Origin of the sequence: Kitasatospora sp. NPDC058162, from assembly GCF_042884005.1 — a bacterium.
Lineage (GTDB): Bacteria > Actinomycetota > Actinomycetes > Streptomycetales > Streptomycetaceae > Kitasatospora.
On the sequence record NZ_JBHVUS010000022.1, the window covers coordinates 42,822 to 68,912 of the forward strand.

Sequence of the window (26,091 nt, forward strand, 5' to 3'; positions counted from 1 at the left end):
AAGACCCGCCGGACAGGCCCTAGGCCGCCCGCCACCCGTTCAGGTAGGGCAGGCGGCGGCTCAGGTCGGCGGCTGCCGCGGTCCCTTCCGCGAGCGTGCTCAGGCTGTCCCAGCCGCCCGAGACGAACCTCTGGCGCAGCGACTCGTTGATCTCGACCGGCCAGCTGCGACCGGCCGTCCGCAGCTGCTTGGTCGCCAGGTCGACGGTGACCTCCGCGGTCGGGTCCGCCGCGATGACCGCCCGGGCCTGGGCGGCGGCCTCGGGCGTGAGCAGCACGCACGGCAGGCCGATGGTGGCGGAGTTGCCGCGGAAGATCTCGCCGAAGCTGACCGCCGCGATCGCCCGGATGCCCCAGCGGTAGAGCGCCTGCGGGGCGTGTTCGCGCGAGGAGCCGCAGCCGAAGTTCTCCCCCGCGACCAGCACGGAGGCGCCGGCGTGCTCGGGCGCGTCGAAGGGGTGGACCGCTCCGGCCGCCTCGGCGTTCTTGCGGTCGCCCTCGAAGACGAAGGTGCCCAGGGCGTCGAAGGTGAGTGCCTTCAGGTGGCGGGCCGGGATGATGCGGTCGGTGTCGATGTCATCGCCGTCCATGGCGATGGCGGTGCCGCTGATGATCTCGATGGGCTGCATGGCGACCATGGCAGTCGGGCCTTTCTTACGCTGTTCGAGTACGGGGCGGGCGGGGGCGGTCAGCCGGTGATCCCGAAGACCTCACGCGGGTCGGCCACGGCGCCGCGGACCGCGGCCGCGGCCACCGACAGCGGCGACATGATCAGGGTCCGGCCGGTCGGGGAGCCCTGGCGGCCCTTGAAGTTCCGGTTGGAGGAGGAGGCCGCGGTCTCGCCGTCGTTGAGCCGGTCCTGGTTCATGGCGATGCACATCGAGCAGCCGGGCTGCCGGAACTCGAAGCCGGCCGTCTCGAAGACCTTGTCCAGGCCGCGCTCGACCAGCTGGGCGCGCACCTCCTGCGAACCGGGCACGGCCAGTGCGCGCACGCCCTCGGCCACCCGGGCACCGCTGCGCCGCAGCGCCTCGGCCACCTCGACGAAGTCCGAGAGGCGCCCGTTGGTGCAGGAGCCCAGGAAGGCGACGTCGATGCCGATGCCCGCGACCGGCTGCCCGGCCTCGACGCCCATGAAGGCGCGCGCGTCGGCGAGGGCGGCCTCGCCGGAGGCGTCGGCGGCCGGCCCGGGGACGTGCCCGTCGACCGGCACCGACTGGCCGAGGTTGACCCCCCAGGTGACCATCGGGCTGATCTCCGCGCCGTCGAAGACCACCCGGTCGTCGTACTCCGCGTCCGGGTCGGAGGCGAGCGAGCGCCACCAGGCGACCGCGCGGTCCCAGTCCTCGCCCTGGGGGGCGCTCGGCCGGCCGCGCAGGTAGCCGAAGGTCGTCTCGTCCGGATTGCAGTAGCCGACCAGCGCCCCGCCCTCGACGACCATGTTGCACACGGTCATCCGCTCGTCCATCGACATCGCGTCGACGACCGGCCCGCCGAACTCGTAGGCGTACCCCACACCGGCCTTGGGGCCGAGGCGGTGGATCACGTAGAGGATGACGTCCTTGGCGGAGACCCCGGGCGCCAGCTCGCCGGTGATCTCGATCCGGCGCACCTTGAGCCGGTTGACGATGACCGACTGGGTGGCCAGCACGTCGCGGACCTGCGAGGTGCCGATGCCGAAGGCCAGTGCGCCGAAGGCGCCGTGGGTGGCGGTGTGCGAGTCCCCGCAGACGATGGTCAGCCCGGGCTGGGTCAGCCCGCGCTCCGCCCCGATCACGTGCACGACACCGTTCTCGCGCCGCTCCGGGGAGAGGAAGCGCAGCCCGAAGGACCCGGTGTTCTGCTCCAGCGCGGACATCAGCGCCTCGCTCTGCGGGTCCGCGAAGGGGCGCGAGGTGTCGTCGGTGGGGATGATGTGGTCGACCGTGGCGACGTTGCGCTCCGGGTAGCCGACCTTGAGGCCCCGCTCGCGCAGCATGGCGAAGGCCTGGGCACTGGTCGCCTCGTGGATGAGGTGCAGACCGATGAACAACTGGTACTGGTCTTCACCCAGTTCGCGCACGACGTGCTGGTCGAAGACCTTGCGGTAGAGCGTGGCCGCCATGGTTCGGTGTCTCCTCGGGGGGATGGGGCTCGGGGATGGAGGGGTCTGAAATCCGGGGTTCGGAGTCCGGGGGGGGTGTGGCGCGCCGTCAGGAACTGCCGGCGGTGACGCCGCCGTCGACCAGCACGGTCTGGCCCGTGACGTAGGCGCTCAGCGGACTGGCCAGCCACACCGCGGCGTTGGCCACCTCGGTGGGCGTGCCGAGCCGCTTGAGCGGCGCCCGGCTGGAGCGGGCCTGCAGCGCGTCCGCGCTCTCGTACAGCGAGCGCAGCATGCCGGTGTCGGTGGAACCCGGGCTGACGACGTTGACCCGGATGCCGGAGCCGGCGTACTGGAGCGCCGCCGACTTGCTCAGGCCGATGACGGCGTGCTTGGTCGCCGAGTAGAGCGGGCTCTTGGCGTGGCCGAGATGGGCGGCCACGGAGGCGCAGTTGACGATGGCTCCACCGCCGTTCTCCAGCATCCGCGCGACCTGGTGGCGCATGCAGCGCCACAGGCCCCGCAGGTTGGTTCCGACCACGAGCTCGAAGTTCTCGTCGTCGTCCTCGTGGAGGGGGCCGAACCGGCCGAAGGTGCCGGCGTTGTTGAAGGCCGCGTCGAGCCGGCCGAAGCGCTCCACCACCGCGTCGAGCAGGGCGGTGACCTCGGCTTCGCTGTCCACGTCGCAGCGGAGCGCCAGGGCGCCGTCCGGGTCCGGGAGGAGCTTGCGGGTCTCCTCGAGGGCCTCCGGGCGCCGGCCGGCGAGTGCCACCCGCGCGCCCGCCTCGGCGAAGGCGACCGCGGCCGCCTGTCCGATGCCGCTGCCGGCTCCGGTCACCAGCACGACCTGGTCCTGCAGTCCGAACGCCGATGCCGGTGCGGACATCCCTGTCGCCTCCACTCTGAGTACCTCCACTGCCTGTCGTTTCGGGGCTGTGCTGTTGCCGGGGCTGTGCTGTTGCTGGGGATCGTCCTGTTGCAGGAGATGGGTGGACGCCGTCAGCTCGGTCGGCCGGCGTCCGCGGCGGGCGCGTACCGGTCGACGAGGAAGCGCAGGGCCAGCTCGTAGCCGGCGATGCCGAAGCCGCAGATCACGGCCGTGGCGGCGGGGCCGGTGACCAACTTCTCGTGGTAGCCGCCGCGTGAGATCACGTTCGAGATGTGGACCTCGACCACCGGGGTCTTGATGACCTGGACGACGTCCCGGACCGGCAGGCTGGAGTGGGAGAGCGGGCCGGGGTTGAGGATGACCGCGTCGTAGTCGTGGCGTGCCTGCTGCAGCCGGTCGACGACGTCCCCCTCGGAGTTGTGCTGGGCGAAGTCCACTTCGGCGCCGAGTTCCTTCGCCAGCGCGGTGACGTTCTGCTCGACGTCGGCGAGCGTCGCCGTCCCGTAGTGGGCGGGGTCCCGCTCGCCCAGCAGGTTCAGGTTGGGGCCGTTGAGGACGAGGACACGCAGTGCGGACGTCTTGCTCATGGGGTTCTCCGATCTCAGGCTCATGCGGTTCCTGGATTCCGGTCGGCCGACGGCCGGCCGGGTCTCGCCCGGGCGGTCGGTCTCGGGATCAGCCCTTCTCCCGGGCGGCCGGGTCGGGGGCCGCGGCGACGGCGACGGCGGCCGGGGCGGGGTCGGGGGCCGGCGCTTCGGCGAGGTCCAGCCGCCCGGCGACCCGCGCGGCCGTGCCCTTCGCCCAGGGGGTGGTCGCGGCCACGGACAGGACCGTGACCACCGCCCCGCCGCCGACGATGATCCACCACCCGGCCCGGCTGGCCGTGTCGAGCGCGACGGCGGCGCTTCGGCCGTGCAGGCCGGCGGCCACCACGCTGCCGATGACCGCCACCCCCAGCTCCTGTCCGACGAAACGGCTCGTGGAGGCGATGGCCGAGGCCACCCCCGCCTGGGAGCGCGGCATCCCGGCGACGGCCGTGGCGGTGATGGGCGCGTTGACCAGGCCGAAGCCGACGCCGAACAGGCCGAACGCGACGAGCACCCACCAGTCCGGGGTGGTGCTCCCGAGCCCGGTCAGCATCAGGGCGCTCAGCATCAGGGCCGCACCGGCGAGCAGCAGCGGAGTCCTGGTGCCGCGGGCGCCGGCGATCCGTCCGGACACCGGGGCGAAGACCAGGGTCATCGCGGCCATCGGCAGCAGGTACAGACTGCTGCGCAGCGCGGAGAACCCCCTGGCCTCCTGGAGGTACAGATTGCTGATGAACAGGAAGCCGCCGAGCGAGATGAAGGCGGCCACCGCCGTGAGGGTCGCCCCGGAGAACGGGACGCTGCGGAAGAAGCGCAGGTCGATCAGGGGTTCGGTGCGCCGGCTCTCGTAGCCGAGCAGCCCGAGCAGGCCGAGCGTCGCGGCGCCGAGGCACACCAGGATCCGGGGAGCGGTCCAGCCGATGCCGGGGGCCTCGATCACGGCGTAGGTCAGCGGCAGGAGGAGCACCATCACCAGGACCTGCCCGACCGGGTCGAGCCGGCGGGCCCGTTCGGCCCGCGATTCGGGGATGAAGGTCAGGGTGAGGACGATGGCCAGCACGCCCACCGGCACGTTGACCCAGAAGATGGACCGCCAGCCGACGGTGCCCACCAGCAGCCCGCCGACGAGCGGCCCCGCGGCCATGCTCGCTCCGTACACGCTGCTCCAGACCCCGAACGCCCTTGCCCGCAGGGCTGGTTCAGGGAAGGTGGTGGAGATGATCGACATCGCGATGGGGTTGAGCATCGCCCCGCCGACGGCCTGCAGCGCGCGGAAGGCGATCAGCCATCCGCCCGAGGGCGCCAGCCCGCACAGCACCGAGGCCAGCGTGAAGACCGTCAGGCCGGTGAGGAACACCCGGCGCCTTCCCCAGCGGTCGGCGGTGGCGCCGGCGGTCAGCAGCAGGGTGGCGAGCACCATGGTGTAGGCGTCGGCGATCCACTGCAGGCTCGACACCGAGGCGTGCAGGTCGTGCTGGATGTCCGGCAGGGCCAGGTTGACGATCGAGTTGTCGAGCGCCGTGATGAACATGCTCAGGCAACTGATGGCCAGGATCAGTTGACGCCGCGGCGGGACGTCAGGGGACATGCGGATCAACCTCCGTGGAACGGTGTGACTCGGTCGCGCTGGTGGGGCCCGGTCAGGCCGGTGGGACCAGGTCGGGCCGGGGGTCGCGGACCCACTCCAGCGGGTGGGAGAGCGTCACCCCGTGGCTGGCGAAGGCCATCGTGACCCGGTCGCCGTCCGCGGTCCGGAAGCCGGCGTGGAAGCTGCTCCGGTCGGCGCCGATGTACACGTAGTGCACTCGGCCGGGCCAGTGGACGGCCCGGTACGCGAACAGGCGGGACATCATGGTCGGCAGGTCGTAGTGCAGGGCGTCCGCGCCGGTGGTGAAGGAGCCCTTCCAGGCGGGTACGCCGTCCCGTTCGATGACGACCTCTCCGGTCACCACACGCGGCGGTTCGGCCAGGTGCAGCCAGGGGGACACGCCCGCGTCGCACAGCTTGGCGTACGAGAGGTGCCCGGCGTGCTGTTTGAAGCGGCCGATGTCGGTGAGGTCGTTGCCGAAGGTGTGGCCGACGTAGCGCGGCACGCCCGCCTCGTCGCCGATGTAGATCAGGACGACCTCCGCCTCCTCGCAGACGGCGACCGCGTCGGCGGGGACGGACAGCGGCTCGCCGGGGACCTTCAGGCAGTCGCCGAGGCCCTTGACGAACCAGTTGGGCTGGTCCGGCACCTCGGCGCCGACCTTCACGTTGTGCGTCATCATGAAGCCGCTGACCAGCGCGTCTCCCGGGTGCGCGGGCAGCAGGGGCGGCAGCATCCGCACCCGGTGCCGGTCGGCGGGCCGCACCTCGACGGGCTCGCGCTCCCGGGTGATCCGGGCCACCGCGGCGGCCGGGTCGCCGCCGGCGGCGGGCAGGGCCGCGGCCAGGGTCCCGCCGGCCAGCGGGTACAGGCGCAGCGGAGCCCCGTCCGACGGCAGGCCGAGGCCGAGATGACGCTGATCGTCGTACCAGCACTCGAAGACGACCGTCATGGGTGGATGCCTCCTGGCGAAGTCGCGGTGGAAAGGGCGGGTTCGGGTCGGGTCCGCCAGCCGGAGCCGCCCTCGGTGTAGTGCGCCACGGACCAGGTCGCGGCACGGCCGTTGAGCTCGAGGCCGAACCCCGGTCCGGGCGGCGGGGCGACGGTGTTGGCGGTGCGGTCCACGGCCGGGCGGGGCGAGACGACCATCTCGGGGAAGAACCGGTCCGACTGGCCGGCCTCCACGGTGAGGGCGTCGGGGTGGGCGAAGGCCAGCGCCCGGCCGGTGTTGATCAGCGGCCCCACCTCGGCGACCTGCACGCCGATCTGGAAGGACAGCCCGGCCCGGCGGGCGAGGCCGATCACCTTGGCGGCGGTGACCGGGCCGCCGTTCTTGGCGACCCGGACGTTGAAGGCGTCGCAGGCTCCGGAGCGCACCGCCCACCCGGCGTCCTGGAGGGTGCACACGGACTCGTCGAGCATCAGGCGCAGCCCGCTGCCCGCCCGGAGCGCGGCCAGTTCGGCCCACGACCCCTTCGCGAGCGGTTCCTCGACGAAGTCGGCGCCGGCGTCGCACAGGGCGGCCAGGTGCCCGGGGGCGTCCGCCACGGACCAGCTCATGTTGGCGTCGACCATGACCGGGACCGTGCCGCCGAGGCGGGTGCGGATCGCGGTGACCGTGGCCACGTCCCGGCGGATGTCGCCGGACGCCTTGACCTTGACGAAGTGGAACGGGCCGCGGGTGTCGAGGAACTCCTCCACGTCGAGGCTGAGGTCGAGCACCTGGGACACCGGCAGGGCCGCCGGCCGGACGGCCGACGTACTCTGACCAGGCGTCAACTCCGTTTCACCGAGCCCGAGTCCGCGCCCCAGCAGGTCCAGCAGCGCGATCTCCAGCAGGCAGAGCAGGTTGTTGCCGCCCCGCACGCCGAAGGTGTCGGCGACGCCCTTCTCGCGGAGCTCGGCCAGCAGTTCGGCGGGGTCGGCCGCGCGGAGCCGGGCGAAGACCGCGTCCAGGGAGACCTTCCGGAGCTCCTCGGTCACGGACGCGGCGGTCTCGCCGGTGACGTACGCCCGGGGCGCGCACTCCCCCAGTCCGGCCACCCCGTCGGCCTCCAGGCGCAGCAGGAGGCTGTCCGAGGTCGAACGGCGCTTGGCGGGGTGGTCGAAGCCGACCGCCATCGGCGCCTCGACCCGGTACAGGGTGGCCCGGGCCGGTTCAGCCATCGCGGTCCACCCCCTGGAGCAGGGTGAAGGTGGACACCCAGTCGACCAGCCGGGCCCGGAAGTCGGTGAAGAACAGGTAGTGCTTGTCCGTCGCGAGCTGGACGAGCGCACCGTTCGCCCCGGTCATCCGCCGGTACACGGCGCGCGCGTCGTCGAGGTCGACGATCGGGTCCCGCACCCCGGAGACGTAGGCCGACGGAACGGGGGGCAGGGCCCGCCGGGGCCGGAGGTAGAGCTCCTCCAGGCCGAGGAGCACGGCTCGGGAGCGGCGGGTCAGGGTGCGCACCGCCAGGTCGTCGTGGTCGATGAAGTGCCGGTGGCGCGGGTCGTCGGTGAAGTCCTCCGACCTGAGTCCCGGGTCCCACGGCTCGGTGCTGGTCTCGGCCGCGAGGGCCCGCCGCTGCTCCTCGTCGAGCGTGGCGTGCAGCTTGCCCAGCCAGGTCGAGCAGACAACCACGGCGTCGTAGCGGGTGGTGAAGTCCGGGTGGTGCATGAGCGCGGCCATGAAGGAGCCGCCCAGGCAGTGCCCGAACAGGGACAGCGGCACCTCGTCGCCGATCGTGCGCCGCACGTGCTCCAGGGCCGTGATGTAGTCCCGCATGACGGTGTCCACATCGGCCAGGTCCTGCCGGTCTCCCCCGCTGGTGCCGCTGCCGCGGCGGTCGAGGACGTAGAAGGCGATGTCGTTGTCGGCGAACTGGGGGCCGACCTCCCACTGCCAGCCGGCGTGCGACTGCAGCCCGTGGAAGTAGAAGACCGCTCCCTTGGCCGGTCCGCGCGGGCGCCACAGGTGCAGGGCCAGCTCGGCGCCGTCGACCGGGAGCGCCACGATCTCGCGGCGGGTGTTCTGCGGCGGTCTCTTGGTCTCGATCACGTCCGAACTCCCTTTCAGCGACTGGTGAGGGCGGTGACGAAGTCGACGTCCCGCTGGAACGGCCTGTACTTGTACTGGGTGGTGTTGCTCCCCTGGCGTCTGCTCTCGACGTACGCGGCGATGGCGTCCTGGCGCACGGTGGCGGCCTCCAGCGCACCGAGCCGGCCGCTGTCCCGTTTGGAGGCGTACTCGATGTTGATCTCGTGCAGCGCCGCGTCGACGGCTGCCGACAGGGCCCGGTCCAACTGCTCGGACGGCTCGGGGACTTCGGCGACCAGCTGGTAGTACGGCGGCTCCGCCCAGCGCGGGCCGCACATGTAGAGGCCGACGTCGATGCCCTGGGACCGGAGGCCGCGCTGGATGGCCCCGGCCACCTGGGACTCGGTGAGCTTCTCGCCGGTGAAGGAGTGGAAGATCCCGTCGCGGTGCACGAAGTGCACCCAGGGGGTGCCGTCGACGATGCGGTCGACGTGGTAGACGTCCCCGGTCCACAGCCGGTAGAGGCCGTTCCCCTGCGTCATGATCAGGTGGTAGTCGCGCCCCGCCTCCACCTCGTCGAACAGCAGCGTCTCCACCTGCTCGCCGCTCTCGACGAGTTCGCCGAGCGGCACTTCGGCGGGCACGAACTCGAAGTACGCCTGCGAGACGGCCAGCGGCTGGCTGTGCAGCGAGTCGTCCACCGGGATGGTGGTGACCCCCTCGGTGCCGCAGCTCATGAACGGCAGCTTGGCGACGCCCGGGAAGACCGCGTCCAGCTTGGCCGCGTACAGGCTCGCGGAGGCCGAGAGCCAGCAGGTGTAGAGGGTCAGCGACGGCCAGACGTCCTTGAGCGTGAAGTCCGGCCGGCGCAGCACCTCCGCCAGGCGGCGGGCGGCCTGCTCGTCCGGCTCGGTGTACGGCCGGCCCTCCAGTGTTCCGGCCCGCAGGTCGCCCACCAGTTGGTCCGCGCGCTCCGCCAGGATGTCGCGCAGGGAGATCAGGGTGCTCGGGTTGATGGACGAGATGTAGTGCAGGTCCTGGGCGACCAGATGCCGGATGCGGTGGTACATGCGGCCCTCGTGGCTGCTCGGCACCCCGGGCCCGAACCACGGCGATTCGTACCACGGCGGGTTCCAGTCCCGGCTGTTGACCTTCGGGTGCCGGTTGCTGATCGCCTGGTGGCCGATGCCGTGCACGAAGTCGTAGACGTCCTCGCGGACGGTCTGGGTGTCGAGCGTCGCGTACGGGTGTGCCAGCAGTTCCGGGTGGTACTCCAGGTACGTGCCCCACATCGCCTTCATCGCGGGGATGCGGTACGTCAGGAGCCAGTGCAGGGTGTACGGCACCAGCTTGGGGTCGCCGGTGGTGCCGCTGGTCTTGAGCCAGCGCAGGACCGGGCTGCAGGTCAGGGTGCCGCCCTTGGTCCGGGTCTCGTTGCGGATCTCGGGGACGAAGTCGTCGTAGCGCATCACGGGCAGCACCGAGCGGAAGCGGCCGGGGTCGTCCGCGAGGACGTCGTAGCCGCGCTCCTTCCAGTGCACCGAGCCGGCGCTCATGTCGATGACGTCGGCGAGGACGCGCTGCTGCGCCAGGGCCGGTTGCTTGAGGTCGACCAGCAGTTCGTCCCGGGCCCGCCGGCATTCGGCTGCGAATGGTTCACGGCGGTCGTACCAGTGTTTCAGCCAAAGAGGATCGTCCACGGCTGCTCCTGAGAAGTCTGAAGGTTCACGGTTGGGGGCCGGAAAGGATCAACTCGACGACGCACGCGCCGTGGTCGTGCCCGACGGTCCGGCTTGCGCGTCCTCGGCTTGCCCTTGCTCGTGGCAGCTGGCGCTCCAACTGAAGCACATTCATGGACTGAAGTTCAATGCCCGACTCGAGTCAAGGTCATCCTCCAGGCCGGTCGACCCGGACGTCTCGCCATGCGGACACCGCCAGGGAGCCCAGAGGCCAATTGTGGTAACCGTGTTAAGCGAACGTCATGGACTGACGGGCCATCACCCCCATTCCCAAGCTTCCGCAAAATCCGAGGTCAAATTTGTCCTTCGGTATAAGGTTGAATCACCAACTGGGGGAAGGTTACGAAATGTACATATCGGAACCGATCGCGATCGTCGGCATGTCATGCCGACTCCCCGGGGCGGCAGGGGTCGAGGAGTTCTGGACACTGCTCGAGAGCAACACCGACGCCATCACCCCCGTCCCACCGGACCGGTTCGACGTCACCGCCTGGTACCACCCCGAGCCCGCGACACCGGGCAGACTGATCTCCCGTCACGGCGGTTTCCTGGACGGCCCCTACGACTTCGACGCCGGGTTCTTCCGGATCTCCCCGCGCGAGGCCCGCACCATGGACCCGCAGCAGCGCCTCCTGCTGCAGACCGTGTGGGAGGCGCTGGAGGACGCCGGCATCCCGCCCTCCTCCGTCCGGGGCAGCGGCGGCGGGGTGTTCGTCGGACAGGCGACCGCCGAGTACGCGGACGCCACCGGGCACCCCGCCACCGCCGACGTACGGACCCTGTCCGGCAGCAGGCTGCGGGCCGTCACCTCCGGCCGGATCTCGCACGCCTTCGACCTGCGGGGCCCCAGCCTGGTGCTGGACACCGCCTGCTCGTCCTCCCTGGTCGCCGTGCACACGGCCCGTCAGAGCCTGCTCACCGGCGAATGCGACCTCGCGGTCGCGGCCGGCGTCAACCTCGTCCTCTCGCCCGATGACGCGGTCGCCTACTCACAGGGGCGCATGCTCGCCGCCGACGGGCGGTGCAAGTTCGGCGACGGCTCCGCCGACGGCTTCGTCCGCAGCGACGGCGTGGGGGTGGTCCTGCTCAAGCGGCTGTCCGACGCGCTCGCCCACGGCGACCGGGTCCGCGCACTCCTGCTGGGCAGCGCGGTGACCAACGACGGCGACGGCAGCGGACTGCTGCTGCAGCCGGCGGTGTCCGGGCAGACCGCGATGCTGCGCGCGGCCTGGCGCACTGCCGGGGTGTCCCCGGCCGAGGTGGACTACGTGGAGGCGCACGGCACCGGGACGATCGTCGGCGACGGCGTGGAACTGCGCGCGCTGGCCGAAGCCGTACGCGACGGGACGGACCGCCCGGCACCCCTGCCGGTCGGCTCCGTGAAGACCAACATCGGGCACGCCGAGGCCGCCGCCGGCATCGCCGGCCTCATCAAGGCCGTCCTCATCGCCGAACACCGGACCATTCCCGGCTCGCTGCACCTGACGTCCCCTCAGGCCCGGCTCGCCGAACCCGGCTTCCCCGTCGCCGTGGTGACCCGCAACACCCCGCTGCGCCCCGCCGGCGGACGGGCGGTGCTCGGCGTCAGCTCGTTCGGCATCTCGGGCACCAACGCCCACCTGGTGATCGGCGAACACCTCCCCGAACCGGTCACCCCCGCGCCGGTCACCCCCGAGACCTGCGGCACCCCGGACCGGGCCGACGACACCGGCCCGCACCTGCTCGTCCTCAGTGCCCGCTCCCCCACCGCCCTGCGCCGACTGGCCCTGCGCCACGCGGAGCACCTGGGCCCCGACGGCCGCGGCCGCGGCCTCGCCCTGCGCGACATCTGCCGGTCGGCGGCGACCGGCCGGGACCACCACCCCTTCCGGCTGTGGGCCGTCGGCGACTCCCACGACGCCCTGGCCGGCGTCCTGCGCGCCCTGGCGGACGGCCGGCCCACACCCGACGGCGGGCTGCACGAGGCGGGCTTCGGCGGCCCCCGCGACGTGGCCTTCGTCTTCCCGGGCCAGGGCTCGCAGTGGCAGGGCATGGGCCGGGACCTGCTGCGGACCTCCCGGGCCTTCCACGCGACCATGGCGGAGTGCGACGCGGCGCTGCGCGAGGAACTCGGCTGGTCGGTGCTGGACCTGCTGCTGGACGAGGCCGCGGAACTCACCGACGCCGTCGACGTGGTGCAGCCCGTGCTGTGGGCCGTGGAGGTCGCGCTCGCCGCGCACTGGCGGGCCGTCGGCGTGGACCCCGACCTCTGCCTCGGCCACAGCATGGGCGAGCTGGCGGCCGCCTGCGTGGCGGGAGCCCTGTCCCTGCCGGACGCCGCACGGGTCATCGCCCGGCGCAGCGGCCTGATGCAACGCCTCGCGGGCCGCGGCGCGATGCTCTCCACGGAACTCTCCCCGCAGCAGGCGCACGAGTTCCTCGCCGGCTACGGCGACAAGGTCTGCGTGGCGGTGGAGAACTCCCCGCGCTCCACCGTGCTGGCCGGCGACGCCGGTGTCCTGGAGAAGATCGCCCGCGAGCTGGACCGGCGCCAGGTCCTGTGCCGCGCCGTCAAGGTCAACGTCGCCTCCCACTCCCCGGTGATGGACGAGATCCGGGACGAGCTGCTGGCGCGGCTCGCACCCCTGGAGCCGACCGCGCCCGACACCCTGATGTTCTCCACCACCCGGTGCGCTCCCGTGGAGGGGGCCGTCCTCGACGCGGCCTACTGGGTGGAGAACCTGCGGGAGCCGGTGCGCTTCGCCGACTCGGTGCGACGGGTCACCGAGGAGCGGAACGTGGTCCTCCTGGAGGTCGGCCCGCATCCCGTCCTCAGCCAGGCGATCGAGGACGTGCAGCGCGACGCCGGTCTGCCGCCCACCGTGGTCACGACCCTGGCCCGGCAGCAGAGCGGACCGACGACGATCGCCCGCGCCCTCGGCCGCGTCTTCGGCCTCGGCGCCACCGTCGACTGGCGGCGGTGGTACGGCGACGACACCACCCGGGTGCCGTTGCCGCTGTACCCGTGGGACCTGGAGGAGCACCGCGTCGAACCCGCCCCCAACCCGCCGGCCCCTCCGGTGGCGCCGCGGGCCCGCCAGGAACGCCGGGAACGCCAGGAACGCCGGATCCGGCTGTCCAGGCTGGGAGTCACCGCGTCGGGCCCCGGGGTCACGGTGCGCGGTGCGGCCCTCGTACCGCCGGTGCTGTACCTGGAGGCCGTCACCGAGACCCTGCGCGACCTCGTCGGCGAGGGCCCAGTGGAACTGCGGGACGTCCGCATCGGCGACGACCTGCCGCGGCTGTCGGAGGCGGCGGAGACCACCCTGACCATCACCCTGGACTGGACGGGCGGTGACGGGGAGTCCGGTGACGGGGCCGGCGGTGAGGGCGAGTTCGGTGACGGGGAGTTCGGCTTCCGGGTCGACGCGTTCTGCGGCCGGTCCGGTGCCCCGGTTCCGTGCGTGACCGGGACGGCGTGGGCGGAGGCCGCGCGCACGTCGACCGGCCGGCGCGCCCGCCCGGCGGAGACCACGGCCGTCCCGCTGGACATCGTGCTGACGCGGTGCGGGGAGTTCGTCCCGGGCCCCGAGTTCTACCGCAGGGCCGAGGTGCACGGTTACTCCGTGCCCCACGAGCTGCAGGCGGTACGGCAGTTGTGGCGGCGGGACGGCGAGGCGGTGGCCCGACTGCAGCTGCCCGCCGGCGCGGTCGGCGCGGCCCTGGAGTCCGGGCTGCTGGCCATGCTCGGGGCATGGCCGCACTGCGCCTCCGCGGACGATCCGGCGTGGGCGTACCTGCCGCTCTCCTTCGAGCGCGTCCGGCTGGCCGGACCGCCCGCCGGGGAGGTCTGGTGCGTGGCCCGCTTCACGCCCGGGGCCGACGGGCGGAGCGCGCGCTGCGACGTGGTCCTGACCACCGCGGACAACCACCTGCTCGCCGAGTTCCAGGGCATCGCCCTGCTCCGGCAACCGGCCCGGCCCGCCGAGCGGGCGGACCTCGGCGCACCCGGGTACGCGCCGTCGGCCGGTCCGCAGCTGCCGACGGATCGGCTGCTCGCTCACGCCGCGACGGTCCTCGGCACCACCGTCGACCGGGTCGACCTGCAACGGCCGCTGCGCGACCTGGGCCTCGACTCGCTCATGGCCGTCCAGCTCAACCGCAGCCTCAGACAGGACCTCGGGGTGGAGGTACCGACCAGCCGACTGCTGGGCGACGAGAGCACGGCCGCCATCGCGGCCCTCCTGGCCACCGCCCGGGGCTGACCGCCGGGCCCGGCCCCACGAACGGCCGCACCGCGTCCTCCGCGGTGCGGCCGTTCCTGCGTCCGGGCTCGAAGTCCGTCCAACAACTAGCACTGAGATGCATTCGTGCACTACGGTACAAAGAAGTGTCACCGCGGACACGGCCTTGTGACGCGCCGACAAGCGCGCTGTCGTCGGACTTCGGGGGAGCGCCACGGAGATGACTCGATGAGCTGAGAAGAGAGAAACGATGACCACTCAGGGAACCCAGGTCGTACGTGCCCCCGGCCGACGGGAGCGGAGCAAGCAGCGCGTGCACGATCGCCTGTACTCGTCCGCACTGGAACTCTTCGCAGAGCAGGGCTACGAACACACCACCATCGACCAGATCACCGAACGCGCCGACGTCGCCCGGGGAACCTTCTTCAACCACTTCCAGCGCAAGGACGACCTCGTCACCACCTGGGCGCAGCAGCGCCAGGACCGGCTCCAGGAGTTCATGGAGAAGTCCCTGGCGCACAAGGAGGACGGCACCATCATCCAGTTGGAGCGGTGCATGTCCGCGCTCGCCGACTTCAACGAGGCGGAGCGCAACCTCACCCAGGTCATGCTGGCCGCCTGGGTCAAGTCGGGCCAGCCGCTCCAGGAGGAGCCCGAATACGCCGGCCACGTCTTCGTCCAGGTCATCTCCGCGGGCCGGGAACGGGGCGACGTGGCCGGCGACATCGATCCGGTGATGGCGGGCAACCTGCTCCGGGACGCTTACCTGGGACTCCTCTACCGATGGAGCCGGGCCACCGACGAATCGGTCCCGCTCCACGTCGAACTGCGGGCCCTGCTCAGAATCGCACTCACCGGCCTCCTGCCGTACACCAAGCGCTGCGAGCCGGCAGCACCTCAGCCCGCGGAGTAGCGGGGCGGAGGGGAGGCTCGGCAGCATCGACGGAGGTACGGCTCAGCGCCGGAAGAATGCGCTTTCTCGGGCCCTCCCCCGGTCGGAGGATGGGCGGGCGAGTCAACCCGCCCAGGAGGAAAGCCGTGTCCCCTGTGTCGCCCGCCCTGCCGTCCGTCCAGGCCTGCTCAGCCGCCCAGCTCGACTCCCCCTCCGACGCGCCCGTCGAGCCGGGGCTGCTGCCGCTCACCGCCGAGATCCGGCCCGAGGGCCTGGCGGTGGGCGGCGTCCTGCTGGAGCAGCTCGCCCGCCAGCACGGCACCCCGCTCTTCGTCTACGACGAGGAGCACCTGCGCAGCCGCTGCCGGGAGGCGGTGGCCGCCTTCGGCCCGGGCAACGTGGCCTACGCCGCCAAGGCCTTCCTCTGCACCGCGATGGCCCGGCTGGTCGCCGACGAGGGCCTGCTGCTGGATGTCGCCTCCGGCGGTGAGCTGCGCACCGCGCTGTACGCCGGGGTGGAGCCGGACCGCATCGTGCTGCACGGCAACAACAAGGACGACGCCGAGCTGCGCACCGCGATGACCGCGGGGGTGCACCACATCGTGGTGGACAGCTTCGACGAGCTGGAGCGGATCGAGCGGCTGCACCACGTGGAGGGCCTGCCGCCGGCCCGGATCCGGCTGCGGGTGGCGCCCGGTGTCGCGGCCGGCGCCCATGAGGCGATCCGGACCGGCGGCCACGACTCCAAGTTCGGCTTCGGCCTGGCCGACGGCGCCGCCTCGGCCGCGGTGCGCCGGGCCGCCGCCTCCTCGGCCGTCCGGCTGGAGGGGGTGCACGCACACGTCGGCTCCCAGGTCCTCGACCCGGCCGAACTGGCCGACGGGGCCGCGGCGGTGGCCCGCTTCGCGGTCGATTGCGCGGCCGAGAGCGGAGCCGAGAGCGCGGTCGACGGCGCCGTCACCCGCGCCATCACCGGGCTGACCGTGGGCGGCGGCCTGGGCGCGGCCTACGTGGGCGGGCAGCAGGCCCCGTCCCTCGCCGTCTGGGCGGAGCGGGTCCACGCGGCGGTGCGCGGAGCGGGCTGGACGGGCCGGGTCGGCGTGGAGCCGGGCCGCTCGATCGCCGCCCGGGCCGGGCTGACGCTGTACCGGGTCGGCACCGTCAAGCGGATCCCGGACGTGCGCACGTACGTCAGCGTGGACGGCGGGATGAGCGACAACCTCCGCCCCGCGCTGTACGGCGCCCGCTACGAGGCCTTCCTGCCGCGCCGCCCCGAGGCACCCCGCCCGCAGCGCGCCCGGCTGGTCGGCAAGCACTGCGAGAGCGGCGACGTGATCATCGACGACGCGGCCCTGCCCGACGACCTGCGGGTGGGCGACCTGCTGGCCACCCCGGTCACCGGCGCCTACGGCTACGCGATGGCCTCCAACTACAACAAGCTGCCGCGGCCCGCGGTGGTCTTCGTCCGCGACGGCCGGGCCCGGCTGGTGGTGCGCCGGGAGACCGAGTACGACCTGCTGCGCCTCGATGTGGCGGGCGAGGGCCCGCAGCGGTCGGCCCCGGATCTGGCGACCCCGGATCCGGCGACCGCGCAGCGGGGCGCCTGAGCCCCAGCCGGAACCCGGGACCGCGACCTAGTCTGGGCCGATGCTGAACAGCGCCCGACTACTCGTCCTGCTGGAGATCGCCCGCCGCGGCACCATCGTGGCCGCGGCGCAGGCGCTGCACCTGAGCCCCTCCGCTGTCTCGCACCAACTAGCGCGGCTGGAGCAGGAGTTGGGGGTCGCCCTGGTGGAGCGGGCGCCGCAGTCACTGCGCCTGACGGCCGCCGGCGTCCGGTTGGCCGAGCACGCCCAGGCGATCGCCGACCTGATGGCCGTCGCCCGGGACGACCTGCGGGCGCACGCGGAGGCGGCCGCCGGGGTGCTGCGGATCGGCTTCTTCGTCTCGGCCGGGCTGGACCTGCTGCCCCGGGCGGTGTCCGGGTTCGCGGCCCGATACCCCCTGGTGGAGCTGGAGTTGGTGATGGGCCAACCGCACGAGCTGGTGCCCGACCTGGAGGCGGGCCGACTGGACGCGGCCGTGGTCTTCGAGCACCCGCTGGACCCGTGGTGCCGGGACGCGGCGGTGGAGGTGCGGATGTTCTTCGAGGAGCCGCCGCTGATCGTGCTGCCGCCGCGGCACCGGTTGGGGCGGCGCCCGGCGGTGCGGCTGGCGGAGCTGGCGGACGAGAACTGGATCGGCACCCACGGCGGCGGCCACGGCGAGCCGGTGCTCGAACGCGCCTGCACGGCCGAGGGGTTCAGCCCCCGAGTTCGCTGCCGCAGCGACCACTACCAGGTCACCGTCAACCTCGCCCGGGCCGGGATGGGCGTGGCGCTGATCCCCGCACTCGGCCTGGCCGACGACGCCGGGGTGCACGTCTGCCGACTGGACCACCCCCGGCTGCACCGCCGGATCGGGGTGGCCGTCCGGGCCACCAACCGCAATCCGGCGCTGCGCCCCTTCCTCGCCGAACTCGACGCCGCCGCACGGGAGATCGGCTCCCTGCTGGAACGGCGGTGGGCGGCCTGAGACCGAGGCCGGACCCTGGGCCACCGGCTGCGGGTGTGTCATGCTTCAGCGACCAGAATCCATCTCAGCTGATTGGACCCTGATGATCCGCCGGATATCCGCCCTCCTCATCGCCGCCGCCGCCCTGCTGTCCATCGGGGCCGGCTACGCCCAGCACACCGCCCCCGCCACCACCACCGTCGCCGAGGCCCCCGCCACCACCGCCGGCGGCCACACCGCCGAGCGCTCCGAGCACAACTGACCGGCAGCCACCCGGGCGGGGCCCTCGAGCCCCGCCACCTCGCCGGACCCGCAGCACCTCGCCCGCCCGAACGCCGGTCGCCCCCGCGCCCGCTCAGCCGAAACCGCGCGGCGGGCCATCCGGGGAACAGGCTGCTGCCGCAATTGCCGGCGATCTCGGTGGTGACGACCTGGAGCAGCGGGGCCAGCCACAGTTCCTCGGTTTCCTCTCACTGCCGGGCGGGTGACGAACGCGGAGACTCGCCGGCCTCCCGGGCACTTCTTCTCCGGCGTGGGCGGCTTGGTTCCGGGGCGGATGCTCGCGGCTGCTCTCCAGGACCAGGGCAACCGGCGGCAGCCCGTCCCGGCCGGCGTCGTCTCGCCTACAGGGACTGACCGGGCTGGATCCAGGTCAGGTCGAGGGCGACGTCGCGCAGCGTCTCCGGGGCTGCCACGACAATGCTCTGGTCGCCGACTTCGAGCACGGCCGCGAAGAAGCCGTCCCGGGCCGCCGTGCGGACGGCGTGTTCCTGGCCGTCGAGGCGCAGCACCGCCTCTCCGGATGCGGCGGGGGCGGGGTTCAGGAGCGTCTCGGCCGATGCGAGGGGGTCGAGCCCGTCCTCGTCCCTGAAGTTGGAGACCGTGGTGTCGAGGACGTCCTCCAGGCGCGTGCGCGGCTTGACCCTGAAGTACTCCGGTGCCGGCCGGACGGTGCGCACGCGGACGCGGTAGGCGCGCTGGTGGGCGTAGTCCAGGTCGATGTCGGTCAGGTAGCCGTCGATTCCCTCGCGGCCGAGCAGGATCGTCCAGCCCGGCTCGGGGCGGGCCAGCGCCGCGACGGGGCGGGCGAACTCCCGCAGCGTGTCCTCGTGGGTGGGGATGGCGGGCCTGGGCCGGCCGGCTCCCGGCGGGATGCGGTACACGCTGCTGTCCTTCCTCGCGCGTGGGGCTTCTCCTGGCAGGCTGCCAGGAGAAGCCCCACGCCGGTGGCGGTTTGCCGGATCAGAAGACGGCGCAGTGGACGATCACCGCGCCCGGCGCCGGGTACGGCTCGACCCGCCATCGCATGCCGGGCGCCGCAGCGGCCGGCGCCCCTCGCGGTGCCGCCCGTCTCCGGGCGGACCATCCCGGGCACCCGCCCGGACGCGTCCAGCCCGGCCGTGCCCTCCAGCCGCCGGGCCTTGGGCCGGGCCTCGGTGTCGGCGTTGGAGGCGACCAGGCCGTGCAGGGCGGGATCGCCCGGCGCCGCGTGGCGTCGTCGCCGGCCACGCGCAGGCTTCCTGGAGCGTTCGATGACGGCGGCGACCGCGGCGCGTACGCCCCGCCGGCGGGTAGCGCGGCCGGCTCCGGGAGGATCGGCACCGCCGGGATCGAGGACCCCTACCGGCGCGCCAGCCCGTGGCGGTCGGCCCAGGCGCTGATCGCCGCGGCCAGCTCCTCGGGGCGGTCCTCCGGGCAGTGGTGGCCGGCGAGGCCGTGGCGGGAGACCTCCAGGCCCGCGATGTTCCTCTCGCACCAGGCCACCGTCCCCTCGTCGGTCATCGCGCCCGGGCCCGGCTCGAACGCGGCGAGCAGCTTGGGGACTTCGGGGCTGGCGGCCAGCCACGCGTCGTAGCGCTCGATGCGGGCCACGACATCGGCGGGCTCGGCGTCCAGCGGCATCATGCGGGTCCACGCCAGCACCGGGCGGCGGCTTCGCGGGGTCGGGAAGGGGCGGCGGTAGGCCTCCAGGTCGGCGGGGTCGAGCGGGGTGGCGAGCGTGTCCGGGAGCCCCTCGATGAACAGCGACTTCTCCAGGACCATCTCCTCGCCCACCCCGGGGGTGCGCAGGAGGGTGAACAACTCCCGCCCCGCCGCCGGGAACTCGTCGCCGACCAGCGGCTTGACGATCGTCTCGGCGAAGGCGAGGCCGCGGACGGTGCCCGGGAGGCGGGCGGCGCGGTCGAAGGCGAGCGCGCCGCCCCAGTCGTGGCCGACCAGGACGGCCTCGGCCAGGCCGAGGGCGTCGAACCAGGCGTCGAGGTAGCGGGCGTGGTCGTCGAAGGAGTAGGCCAGGTCCGGCTTGCCGGAGTCGCCCATGCCGATCAGGTCGGGCGCCAGCAGGCGGCGGCCGGGCGCGGCCACCCCCGGCAGGACGTTGCGCCACAGGTGGGAGGAGGTGGGGTTGCCGTGGAGGAAGACGAACGGCAGCCCGTCGGGGTCGCCGCACTCGCGGTAGTGGAGGGTGGAGTCGAGGACGGGGAGGGTGGGCATCGCGGTGTCACTTCGCTTTCCGTACAGGGATTCAGGGGATTTCAGAGGTTGAGGCTCAGGACGCGGTCGACGGCGATCTCGATGACGACCAGGTCCGGTGGGGCGGGTGGGGCCGCGCGGTAGCGGGCGGTGTAGCGGCGCACGGCCTCGGCGAGGCGCTCGGGGTCGTCGGTGACGGTGGCCCGGCCTTCGAGGGTGACCCAGCGGAAGCCGTCCGCCTGGCAGAGCGCGACCCGGGCCGCCGGGCCGCCCGCCGCCACGTTCCGGGCCTTGCCGGCCGCCGCCCGGGTGGTCACCCGGGCCAGGCCGGCGCCCGCGTCGTAGGTGAACCGCACGGGGGTGACGTGCGGGGTGCCGTCGGCGCGAAGCGTGGTGAGGGTGGCCGTGTCCGGGCGGGCGAGGAACGCCCGTACGCCGGCCGGCAGTTCGACTGTCGCCCGGCTCACTTCTTCTTCACGCCCTCGTTCCACACCAGCTTGGCGATGTTCGGCTTCACAGCCGTGGTGATGACGCCCATGGCCGTGCGGACGTACCTGCGCTCCTCCAGCTCGCGCAGCATGCTCGCGGCCAGGTCCGCGCGGGCGGTGAAGACGCCGTCGGCGCTGGTCTCGGCGGTCAGGTAGTCCGTGACGGCGGGGTGCTCGAAGAGGCCCGAGGGCCGCACGAGGGTCCAGTCGAGGTCCGTCCGGCGGATCACGGCCTCCATGCGGCGCATGTCCTCGTGGAGGGTGCGGCCCAGGCGCCGGTTCACCAGCGGGTCGAGCACGTGGTTGAAGAAGTGGGCGCCGGTGGGGCGCCAGTGCGGGTCGGCGATGCTGGAGCTGACGGCGAGCAGCCGCTCCACGCCGTGGCGGGCCATCGCCGCGGTGATGGCCGCGGCGCTCGCCGAGTACGTGGTGATGCTCTCCTTGCTGAAGCGCGCGCCCAGTGCGGACAGGACGGCGTCCGTGCCCTCGATCGCGGCCGCGACGGCCGCCGGGTCGGTGGCGTCGGCGACGGCCACCGCCAGGCCGGGCCGCTCGGCGAGGGAGCCGGGACGGCGGGTCACGGCGACGACCTCGTGGCCGTGAGCCAGGGCCTGCTCGGTGAGGTGGCGGCCGGTCGCCCCGTTGGCGCCGAAGACTGCGATGCGCATGGTGTCGGGTCATCCCTTCGTGTGGTTCGCGGAACGCCCTTGACTGTGCCGACCACGCAACGCAGGCTCAACGCTGATGAATAACGACGCCCCCGCCCCCTCCCGCACCCGGGGCCGGCCCCGCGGCAACCCGCCGACCCGCGAATCGATCGTCCCGGCGGCTCACGCGCTGTTCCTGGAGCGCGGCTACCGCGGCACCACCATGCGCGCGGTAGCCGGGGCCGCCGGAGTCGACCCCGCACTGATCGCCTACCACTTCGGCTCGAAGAAAGGACTGTTCGCGGAGGTCATGCAGTTCCAGTGCGCCAACGCACTCGCAGTGGACACCGTCCTCGGCGGCGACCCGGCCACCCTCCCCGACCGCCTGATCACCGCGGTGACGGACCTGTGGAAGGACACCGACTTCCGACAGCTCACCACCCAGGGCGACGAAGCCGCCGAAGTGATCCGCGAATACCTGGAACACGAGCTGCTCGCCCAACTCGTTGAATTCCTCGGCGGCCGGGACGCGACCGCCCGCGCCACCGCCGTGGTGACGATCCTCGGCGGCCTCATCTACACCCGCTACCTCAACCCCCTCCCCACCCCCGCCACCCTCACCCCCTCCCAGACCCGACACGTCCTCACCCCGGCGCTGCGCGCCGCCCTCGCCCCCAGACCACGCACCACCGCAACCACAGCAACCACCAGCGCGGGCCGCCGGGGCCGGCCGGCCACCGCGTAGCCCCGCACCACGGCCACCTCCGCCGCCGCGGCGAAGCCGACGGTGTCCAGTACCGACCGGTTCACCCAGGGCTTGGCGGCGCTGGCGCAGTTCGTGACCCTGCCGCAGGCCGGCCGGGCGAAGGCCTGGTACCTCACCGCAGCGGCGGATCGTGCGGGGCCGGTCAGCCGGCGACGGTCTCGACGTGCCGGTGGAGCGCGTCCAGGAGCGCGCTCTGCCGCTCGGTCAGCTTGCCCTCGGCGCGGGCCTTGTCCTGTTTTCGCAGCCAGGTACCGGGGCGGAAGGCCGGGTCCGCGTCGCCGCCGGTGCGGTTCGCCGGGCCGTCGAGGGTGCCGCCGGCGGCGAGGTAGGCGAGCAGGCGGCGGTAGGAGCGGTTCCAGTCCGGCTCCAAGCTCCACAGCTCATCCAACGCGCCCAGCTCCGCGGCCTGGTCGGTGGCGAGGTCGTCGGCCTTGCGCTGGCGGCGCATCCACGCCCCACCGCGTAGTCATCCAGCTTAGCGGTCGCCGGGACCGCCAGGTGGCCGTGCCGGTGATGGAACGCGGCGGCGTACGCGGCGCCGCGCTCCCAGGCGTTGGCGTTCTTCGACCAGATCATGCCGAACGCGCCCAGCTCCGAGACGCGGGCGGCCTCGAGCAGGCCCTGGCCGTTCAGGTGGCGCTGGCGGGTGAGCCAGGAGATCAGCCCGGCGTGCTTCGCCTTGCCAGTGGGGTCGAGGTGGCCGTGCTCGATGCGGAACCGGGCCGTGCCGGTGTTCCCCGCCCGTTTCCGGGTCAGGGCCGGCGTGGGCCCGATCCGCTGTGCGGGCTTCGGGTGGAGTCGGCGGCCCCGGATCGTGTCCGGCGTGGTGGTTGTTCCGTCCGCGTCCACGAGCGGTCGTGGCGTGGGGCGGACGGCGGTTCCACGGCTCGACGTCCATCCGGTCCGGGCCTGCCGTCGGCGTGCGTCAGAGCCGTGGGGAGGATGGGCCCGGTTCGTCCTCGCCGAACAGGTCGCGCAGGAAGCGCTCGGGCCGGTTCACGAAGGCACGGGTCAGCACGACGGGTTCGGCCTGGTCGTATCCCACCTGCTCGATGGTGCCGTCGGCTTCGAGCTGCAGGATCCGGGCGCCGGGGAGAGCGAGCAGGATCGGCGAGTGCGTCGCGATCACGAACTGGCTTCCCTGGGCGAGGAGTTCGCGCATCCTGACCATCAGGGCCAGGCAGCCCTGCACGGAGAGCGCCGCCTCCGGCTCGTCGAGGACGTAGAGACCGTCCGGCCCGAAGCGGTGGAGCGCGAGGTCCAGGAACGACTGGCCGTGGGAGCGTTCGTGCGGGGAACGGCCGCCGTAGGCGGGCAGCAACGGGGTCGGGCCCTCGCGGTCCAGGCGCTCGATCTCGGTGGCGACGTTGTAGAAGCTCTCCGCGCGCAGGAAGTACCCGGTGCGCGGGCGGCGCCATAACGAGCGCTGCGTCCGTCGACGTCCGTCAGGGCTTTGGCAGGGCCGGTGGTGTGACGGCGCTGCTGTCCGCGGGTGGGGATCTTGGCCGGGGGTGATCATTGAGGATGGCTGCCGCGTTGCCGCCCAGCGGCGTCTTGCGCCCTGTGCCTGCAGGGCCGTCCGGGAGAGGACCAACCGTGCGCCGTCGTGGCCGTCAAGTACGCCTGGAGCCTGACCGTCACCCAGAGCAAGAAGGACGCGCTCACCCGCGCCCTGGACCTGTGCCCATGATGCGGATGCCTCTCCCCTGTCCCTCACCCTCGCCGGGGGCCGGACGGCCCACCGCTCCGGACAGCGGCAGGCAAGCCGAGCGGGACCGCCTGGCCCACCGCCCGTCAGACTCCCCAGGCTGACCACGGTGCCGTGGACACCGGGGATCTCGTTGGCACGTAGACGGGCCCGGCGCGAAGCCCGGACCGCGCCGCCGAAGGGGGCCTTCGCATGGCTGCAGCCCGCGCTCGCGACCGCCTCCGCCACGGGCCTCGTCCTGTACGGGGCGGGCTTGTTCTACTACAAGCAGTTCTTCGCCGTGTTCGGTCTCGTCCCCGAGCAGGCCGGCGTCAGCCAGACACCCATCGTCGTGAACTCCGCCGCTCTCGGCATCATCCTGGCCCTCATCGCCACATGGGCCGCAGTCGGGACGGCCATCTACGTTTCCGTCGTCCGGGGGCTTCTGGCCGACAACGGGTGCGCCCTGCCCTGGGTGTGGGCCGCCGTGGCAGGCGGGCCCCTGCTCGTACTCGCGGTCGCGGTCTACGCCGCGTTCGGCCTGGAGTTCCTCGCGGCACTCGCCACCGGTTACCTCCTGGCCACCGTCCCGTACCTCATCACCCGCCTTCAGTCCCGCGGCCTTCAACGTGCGATAGTGCTGGCCGTACTGTCAGCCTTCGTGGTCAGCGCTTTCTGGGGCCTCGGAGTACTGGGCGAGCGCGACGGCCGGGCGCTTGCGGACGGGAGACCGCTGAGCTTCGCCGCACGGTTCGTCGGTGTGAGCGCCGGTCTGGTCGCTCTGACGAACTCAAGTCCCACTACCTCCCCACCGCCCAAAGACGTCGTCGTGCTGCTCGGCATCGCCGACGGGTCCTACATCGTCTACGACCCCTCGGCAAGAACGATCCTCCGCATTCCAACCAGCACGGTCATCGCCCACCTCGGGCCGCTGCTGTAGCAGCTTCGCTCCAAGCGCCACGGCCGAGCAGTACCGCCCGCGGCTCAGCAGGTGAATCGTCCTGGCAGCGGCAGACGCTCTACCACCGCAACCGACCGCCCCAGCCCGGGACAGGCCATCCCGGGCCGGGCGGCGCGCAGCGGCAAGCCGGCCTCCCACGCTGCGGCAAGCACGACTGGGCTCCGGCACGGCGAGGCCCGGGCGGGAACCGAGGACGACCGGGCCGGCCCAGCTTGACCGGCGCTCCCGCTCCCATACTGACCGGTGCGAGAAGTGGGCGCGTGCGGCCGGTGACCCATCCTGCCTTCTGCGGCGTCTCGCGGCCTGGCTACCAGAGCTGCTTCGACCAGTCACCTCGAGGGCGATACGCACGGCCGTCACCGATATGCCCCTGCCCGCCGGGAACGACGTCATCGTGGTACGGGTACTGCTCCGTCACCGCCGCCAGCAGGAACTCCAGGAAACCACCCTCGAACAGGTCCCACTCCCGCATCGAGTCGAACTTCGCGGCAACCGGCCACCGGTCCGGATCCGGACCCCGCATCAGCCAGAAGAACTGGTCGGAGCTCCAGTTGTTGCCCCACTTCAACAGCCCTCCCTCGGCCGGGAACAACGGATACGGGCACTCTCGGTAGTCCCCGTCCGCGAAAGCCTGGGCCAGCATGGCGGTGTATCCATAAGGATCTGTGGTGACGTAGAGGAATCCCGCGAAGCCGAGCGGTTGTCCGGTGTCAGGACTGGGCGCCGCCGACGGTGCGTAGATGTGCAGCTCCTCTCGGATGCTGACCATCCCGTACCGGTCGACGAACGCCCGATAGTCCGCTGGCAGCTGGAAACCAAGCACCTCGGGGCCGCGCTCCCACGGGACCGGGACCGCTCCATCCGCCGGCGGTGGCCCGATCACCGCGCCCAGCCGGTCCAGCATTTCCTCGATGTCCACGATCACTCCCATCATCAGCCCGGCCTCGCTCCCGCCTCCGCGTTCCATGGCGGCGATCATCGCCTCGTGAATGGCCTGGGCTGAGGCCTGGTCGGAGGCCGGAACGAGGCTGTTCTCGACGGTGTACCACTCGTCAGCCCCGTCGTACTGGACATCCAGCGACGCCGCCGGGGCCGGCGGTGATGCCGGTGGTGACGAACGGCACCGCCCCGGGGCTGGCGCCGAGGAGACCGCGGCGCAGTTGGCGGCCTGCGCCGCCCTGTGGGAGCAGTCCGGGCCGGGCAGCCGGGGCCGGGCGTGGGAGCGGCGCTGGCGCTCCTTCCCGCGGCTGCTGGTGGTCCTGGTCGGCACGGCGGCCGCGCCGGGCCCGTCGGTGCCGGTGTTCACCAGCTCGCCGGGCCGTCGGGCCCGGCCGGCTGCGCGGTGCGGCGGATCGTGTCGGGGAGGTGAAGTACCAGCACCAGTCGTCGATGTCGGGGCCCCAGCGGATCAGGGCGACCCTCCTCATAAACCACTGGGAAAGCATCGGACATCACCAGGCACGCAGCCTCGGCCCCGTCGGCCGGCGGGGCGACGGGG

The 26,091-nt window shown here is 72.8% G+C and carries 23 protein-coding genes; 7 read left to right on the top strand and 16 right to left on the bottom strand.

Annotation, left to right across the window (positions count from 1 at the left end; all coding sequences use genetic code 11):
* Positions 1-19: 19 nt before the first annotated feature.
* From ACFVXG_RS30625 to ACFVXG_RS30665, 9 genes are all read right to left on the bottom strand, one after another.
* A complete protein-coding gene (locus tag ACFVXG_RS30625) occupies positions 20-628 on the bottom strand; it encodes a 3-isopropylmalate dehydratase small subunit 2 (RefSeq protein WP_387932003.1) in 609 nt (202 codons plus the stop codon).
* Positions 629-687: 59 nt separating this feature from the next.
* Complete coding sequence (locus tag ACFVXG_RS30630; protein ID WP_387932005.1) at positions 688-2,103, bottom strand: 3-isopropylmalate dehydratase large subunit; 1,416 nt, start codon at positions 2,101-2,103, stop codon at positions 688-690.
* An 88-nt stretch (positions 2,104-2,191) separates the two neighbouring features.
* Positions 2,192-2,968, bottom strand: a complete 777-nt coding sequence (locus ACFVXG_RS30635; RefSeq protein ID WP_387932007.1) for an SDR family NAD(P)-dependent oxidoreductase — start codon at positions 2,966-2,968, stop codon at positions 2,192-2,194.
* A 113-nt stretch (positions 2,969-3,081) separates the two neighbouring features.
* Positions 3,082-3,558, bottom strand: a complete 477-nt coding sequence (locus tag ACFVXG_RS30640) for a type II 3-dehydroquinate dehydratase (protein ID WP_387932009.1) — start codon at positions 3,556-3,558, stop codon at positions 3,082-3,084.
* Between the two features lie 88 nt (positions 3,559-3,646).
* Positions 3,647-5,146: an MFS transporter gene (locus tag ACFVXG_RS30645; RefSeq protein ID WP_387932011.1), complete on the bottom strand. Its 1,500-nt coding sequence runs from the start codon at positions 5,144-5,146 to the stop codon at positions 3,647-3,649.
* A gap of 52 nt (positions 5,147-5,198) precedes the next feature.
* The gene (locus tag ACFVXG_RS30650) at positions 5,199-6,098 is read right to left on the bottom strand and encodes an FAH family protein (protein ID WP_387932013.1); all 900 of its coding nucleotides are present in this window, start codon (positions 6,096-6,098) and stop codon (positions 5,199-5,201) included.
* Positions 6,095-7,312: an enolase C-terminal domain-like protein gene (locus tag ACFVXG_RS30655; protein WP_387932015.1), complete on the bottom strand. Its 1,218-nt coding sequence runs from the start codon at positions 7,310-7,312 to the stop codon at positions 6,095-6,097. The genes ACFVXG_RS30650 and ACFVXG_RS30655 overlap by 4 nt, the downstream gene beginning before the upstream one ends.
* Positions 7,305-8,186 (bottom strand): alpha/beta hydrolase, encoded by an 882-nt coding sequence (locus tag ACFVXG_RS30660; protein ID WP_387932017.1) that lies wholly within the window; start codon positions 8,184-8,186, stop codon positions 7,305-7,307. The genes ACFVXG_RS30655 and ACFVXG_RS30660 overlap by 8 nt, the downstream gene beginning before the upstream one ends.
* Before the next feature lie 14 nt (positions 8,187-8,200).
* Complete coding sequence (locus ACFVXG_RS30665) at positions 8,201-9,865, bottom strand: GH3 auxin-responsive promoter family protein (RefSeq protein WP_387932019.1); 1,665 nt, start codon at positions 9,863-9,865, stop codon at positions 8,201-8,203.
* A gap of 386 nt (positions 9,866-10,251) precedes the next feature.
* On the opposite strand from ACFVXG_RS30665, the gene ACFVXG_RS30670 reads away from it, so the two are divergent.
* The 5 genes from ACFVXG_RS30670 (at position 10,252) to ACFVXG_RS30690 (ending at position 17,834) form a co-directional block, all read left to right on the top strand.
* Positions 10,252-14,148, top strand: coding sequence for a type I polyketide synthase (locus tag ACFVXG_RS30670; protein ID WP_387932020.1), 3,897 nt, complete (start codon positions 10,252-10,254; stop codon positions 14,146-14,148).
* A 229-nt stretch (positions 14,149-14,377) separates the two neighbouring features.
* Positions 14,378-15,040 carry a TetR/AcrR family transcriptional regulator gene (locus tag ACFVXG_RS30675; protein ID WP_387932022.1) on the top strand — a complete coding sequence of 221 codons (663 nt, stop codon included), beginning with the start codon at positions 14,378-14,380 and terminating at the stop codon, positions 15,038-15,040.
* A 125-nt stretch (positions 15,041-15,165) separates the two neighbouring features.
* Positions 15,166-16,626, top strand: coding sequence for a diaminopimelate decarboxylase (gene lysA / locus ACFVXG_RS30680; RefSeq protein WP_387932023.1), 1,461 nt, complete (start codon positions 15,166-15,168; stop codon positions 16,624-16,626).
* A 40-nt stretch (positions 16,627-16,666) separates the two neighbouring features.
* Positions 16,667-17,593, top strand: coding sequence for a LysR family transcriptional regulator (locus ACFVXG_RS30685; RefSeq protein WP_387932024.1), 927 nt, complete (start codon positions 16,667-16,669; stop codon positions 17,591-17,593).
* 82 nt (positions 17,594-17,675) lie between these two features.
* A complete protein-coding gene (locus tag ACFVXG_RS30690; protein WP_387932025.1) occupies positions 17,676-17,834 on the top strand; it encodes a hypothetical protein in 159 nt (52 codons plus the stop codon).
* Between the two features lie 361 nt (positions 17,835-18,195).
* On the opposite strand, the gene ACFVXG_RS30695 is transcribed toward ACFVXG_RS30690, so the two are convergent.
* From ACFVXG_RS30695 to ACFVXG_RS30710, 4 genes are all read right to left on the bottom strand, one after another.
* Positions 18,196-18,735 (bottom strand): hypothetical protein, encoded by a 540-nt coding sequence (locus tag ACFVXG_RS30695; protein WP_387932026.1) that lies wholly within the window; start codon positions 18,733-18,735, stop codon positions 18,196-18,198.
* Positions 18,736-19,192: 457 nt separating this feature from the next.
* Positions 19,193-20,092 carry a haloalkane dehalogenase gene (locus tag ACFVXG_RS30700; protein WP_387932168.1) on the bottom strand — a complete coding sequence of 300 codons (900 nt, stop codon included), beginning with the start codon at positions 20,090-20,092 and terminating at the stop codon, positions 19,193-19,195.
* Positions 20,093-20,106: 14 nt separating this feature from the next.
* Positions 20,107-20,511, bottom strand: a complete 405-nt coding sequence (locus ACFVXG_RS30705; protein WP_387932027.1) for a pyridoxamine 5'-phosphate oxidase family protein — start codon at positions 20,509-20,511, stop codon at positions 20,107-20,109.
* A complete protein-coding gene (locus ACFVXG_RS30710) occupies positions 20,508-21,200 on the bottom strand; it encodes an NAD(P)-dependent oxidoreductase (protein WP_387932029.1) in 693 nt (230 codons plus the stop codon). The genes ACFVXG_RS30705 and ACFVXG_RS30710 overlap by 4 nt, the downstream gene beginning before the upstream one ends.
* A gap of 76 nt (positions 21,201-21,276) precedes the next feature.
* Here ACFVXG_RS30710 and ACFVXG_RS30715 point away from each other — a divergent pair, with 76 nt between their 5' ends.
* Positions 21,277-21,924 (top strand): TetR/AcrR family transcriptional regulator, encoded by a 648-nt coding sequence (locus ACFVXG_RS30715; protein WP_387932031.1) that lies wholly within the window; start codon positions 21,277-21,279, stop codon positions 21,922-21,924.
* A 163-nt stretch (positions 21,925-22,087) separates the two neighbouring features.
* Here the strand turns inward: ACFVXG_RS30715 and ACFVXG_RS30720 are convergent, their stop codons facing one another.
* Positions 22,088-22,393 (bottom strand): helicase associated domain-containing protein, encoded by a 306-nt coding sequence (locus tag ACFVXG_RS30720; protein WP_387932032.1) that lies wholly within the window; start codon positions 22,391-22,393, stop codon positions 22,088-22,090.
* Positions 22,394-22,870: 477 nt separating this feature from the next.
* Positions 22,871-23,464: a hypothetical protein gene (locus ACFVXG_RS30725; protein ID WP_387932034.1), complete on the bottom strand. Its 594-nt coding sequence runs from the start codon at positions 23,462-23,464 to the stop codon at positions 22,871-22,873.
* Between the two features lie 442 nt (positions 23,465-23,906).
* Here ACFVXG_RS30725 and ACFVXG_RS30730 point away from each other — a divergent pair, with 442 nt between their 5' ends.
* A complete protein-coding gene (locus tag ACFVXG_RS30730) occupies positions 23,907-24,572 on the top strand; it encodes a hypothetical protein (protein WP_387932036.1) in 666 nt (221 codons plus the stop codon).
* Between the two features lie 328 nt (positions 24,573-24,900).
* Here ACFVXG_RS30730 and ACFVXG_RS30735 read toward each other — a convergent pair whose 3' ends face one another.
* Positions 24,901-25,899 (bottom strand): hypothetical protein, encoded by a 999-nt coding sequence (locus tag ACFVXG_RS30735; protein WP_387932037.1) that lies wholly within the window; start codon positions 25,897-25,899, stop codon positions 24,901-24,903.
* Between the last annotated feature and the right edge of the window lie 192 nt (positions 25,900-26,091).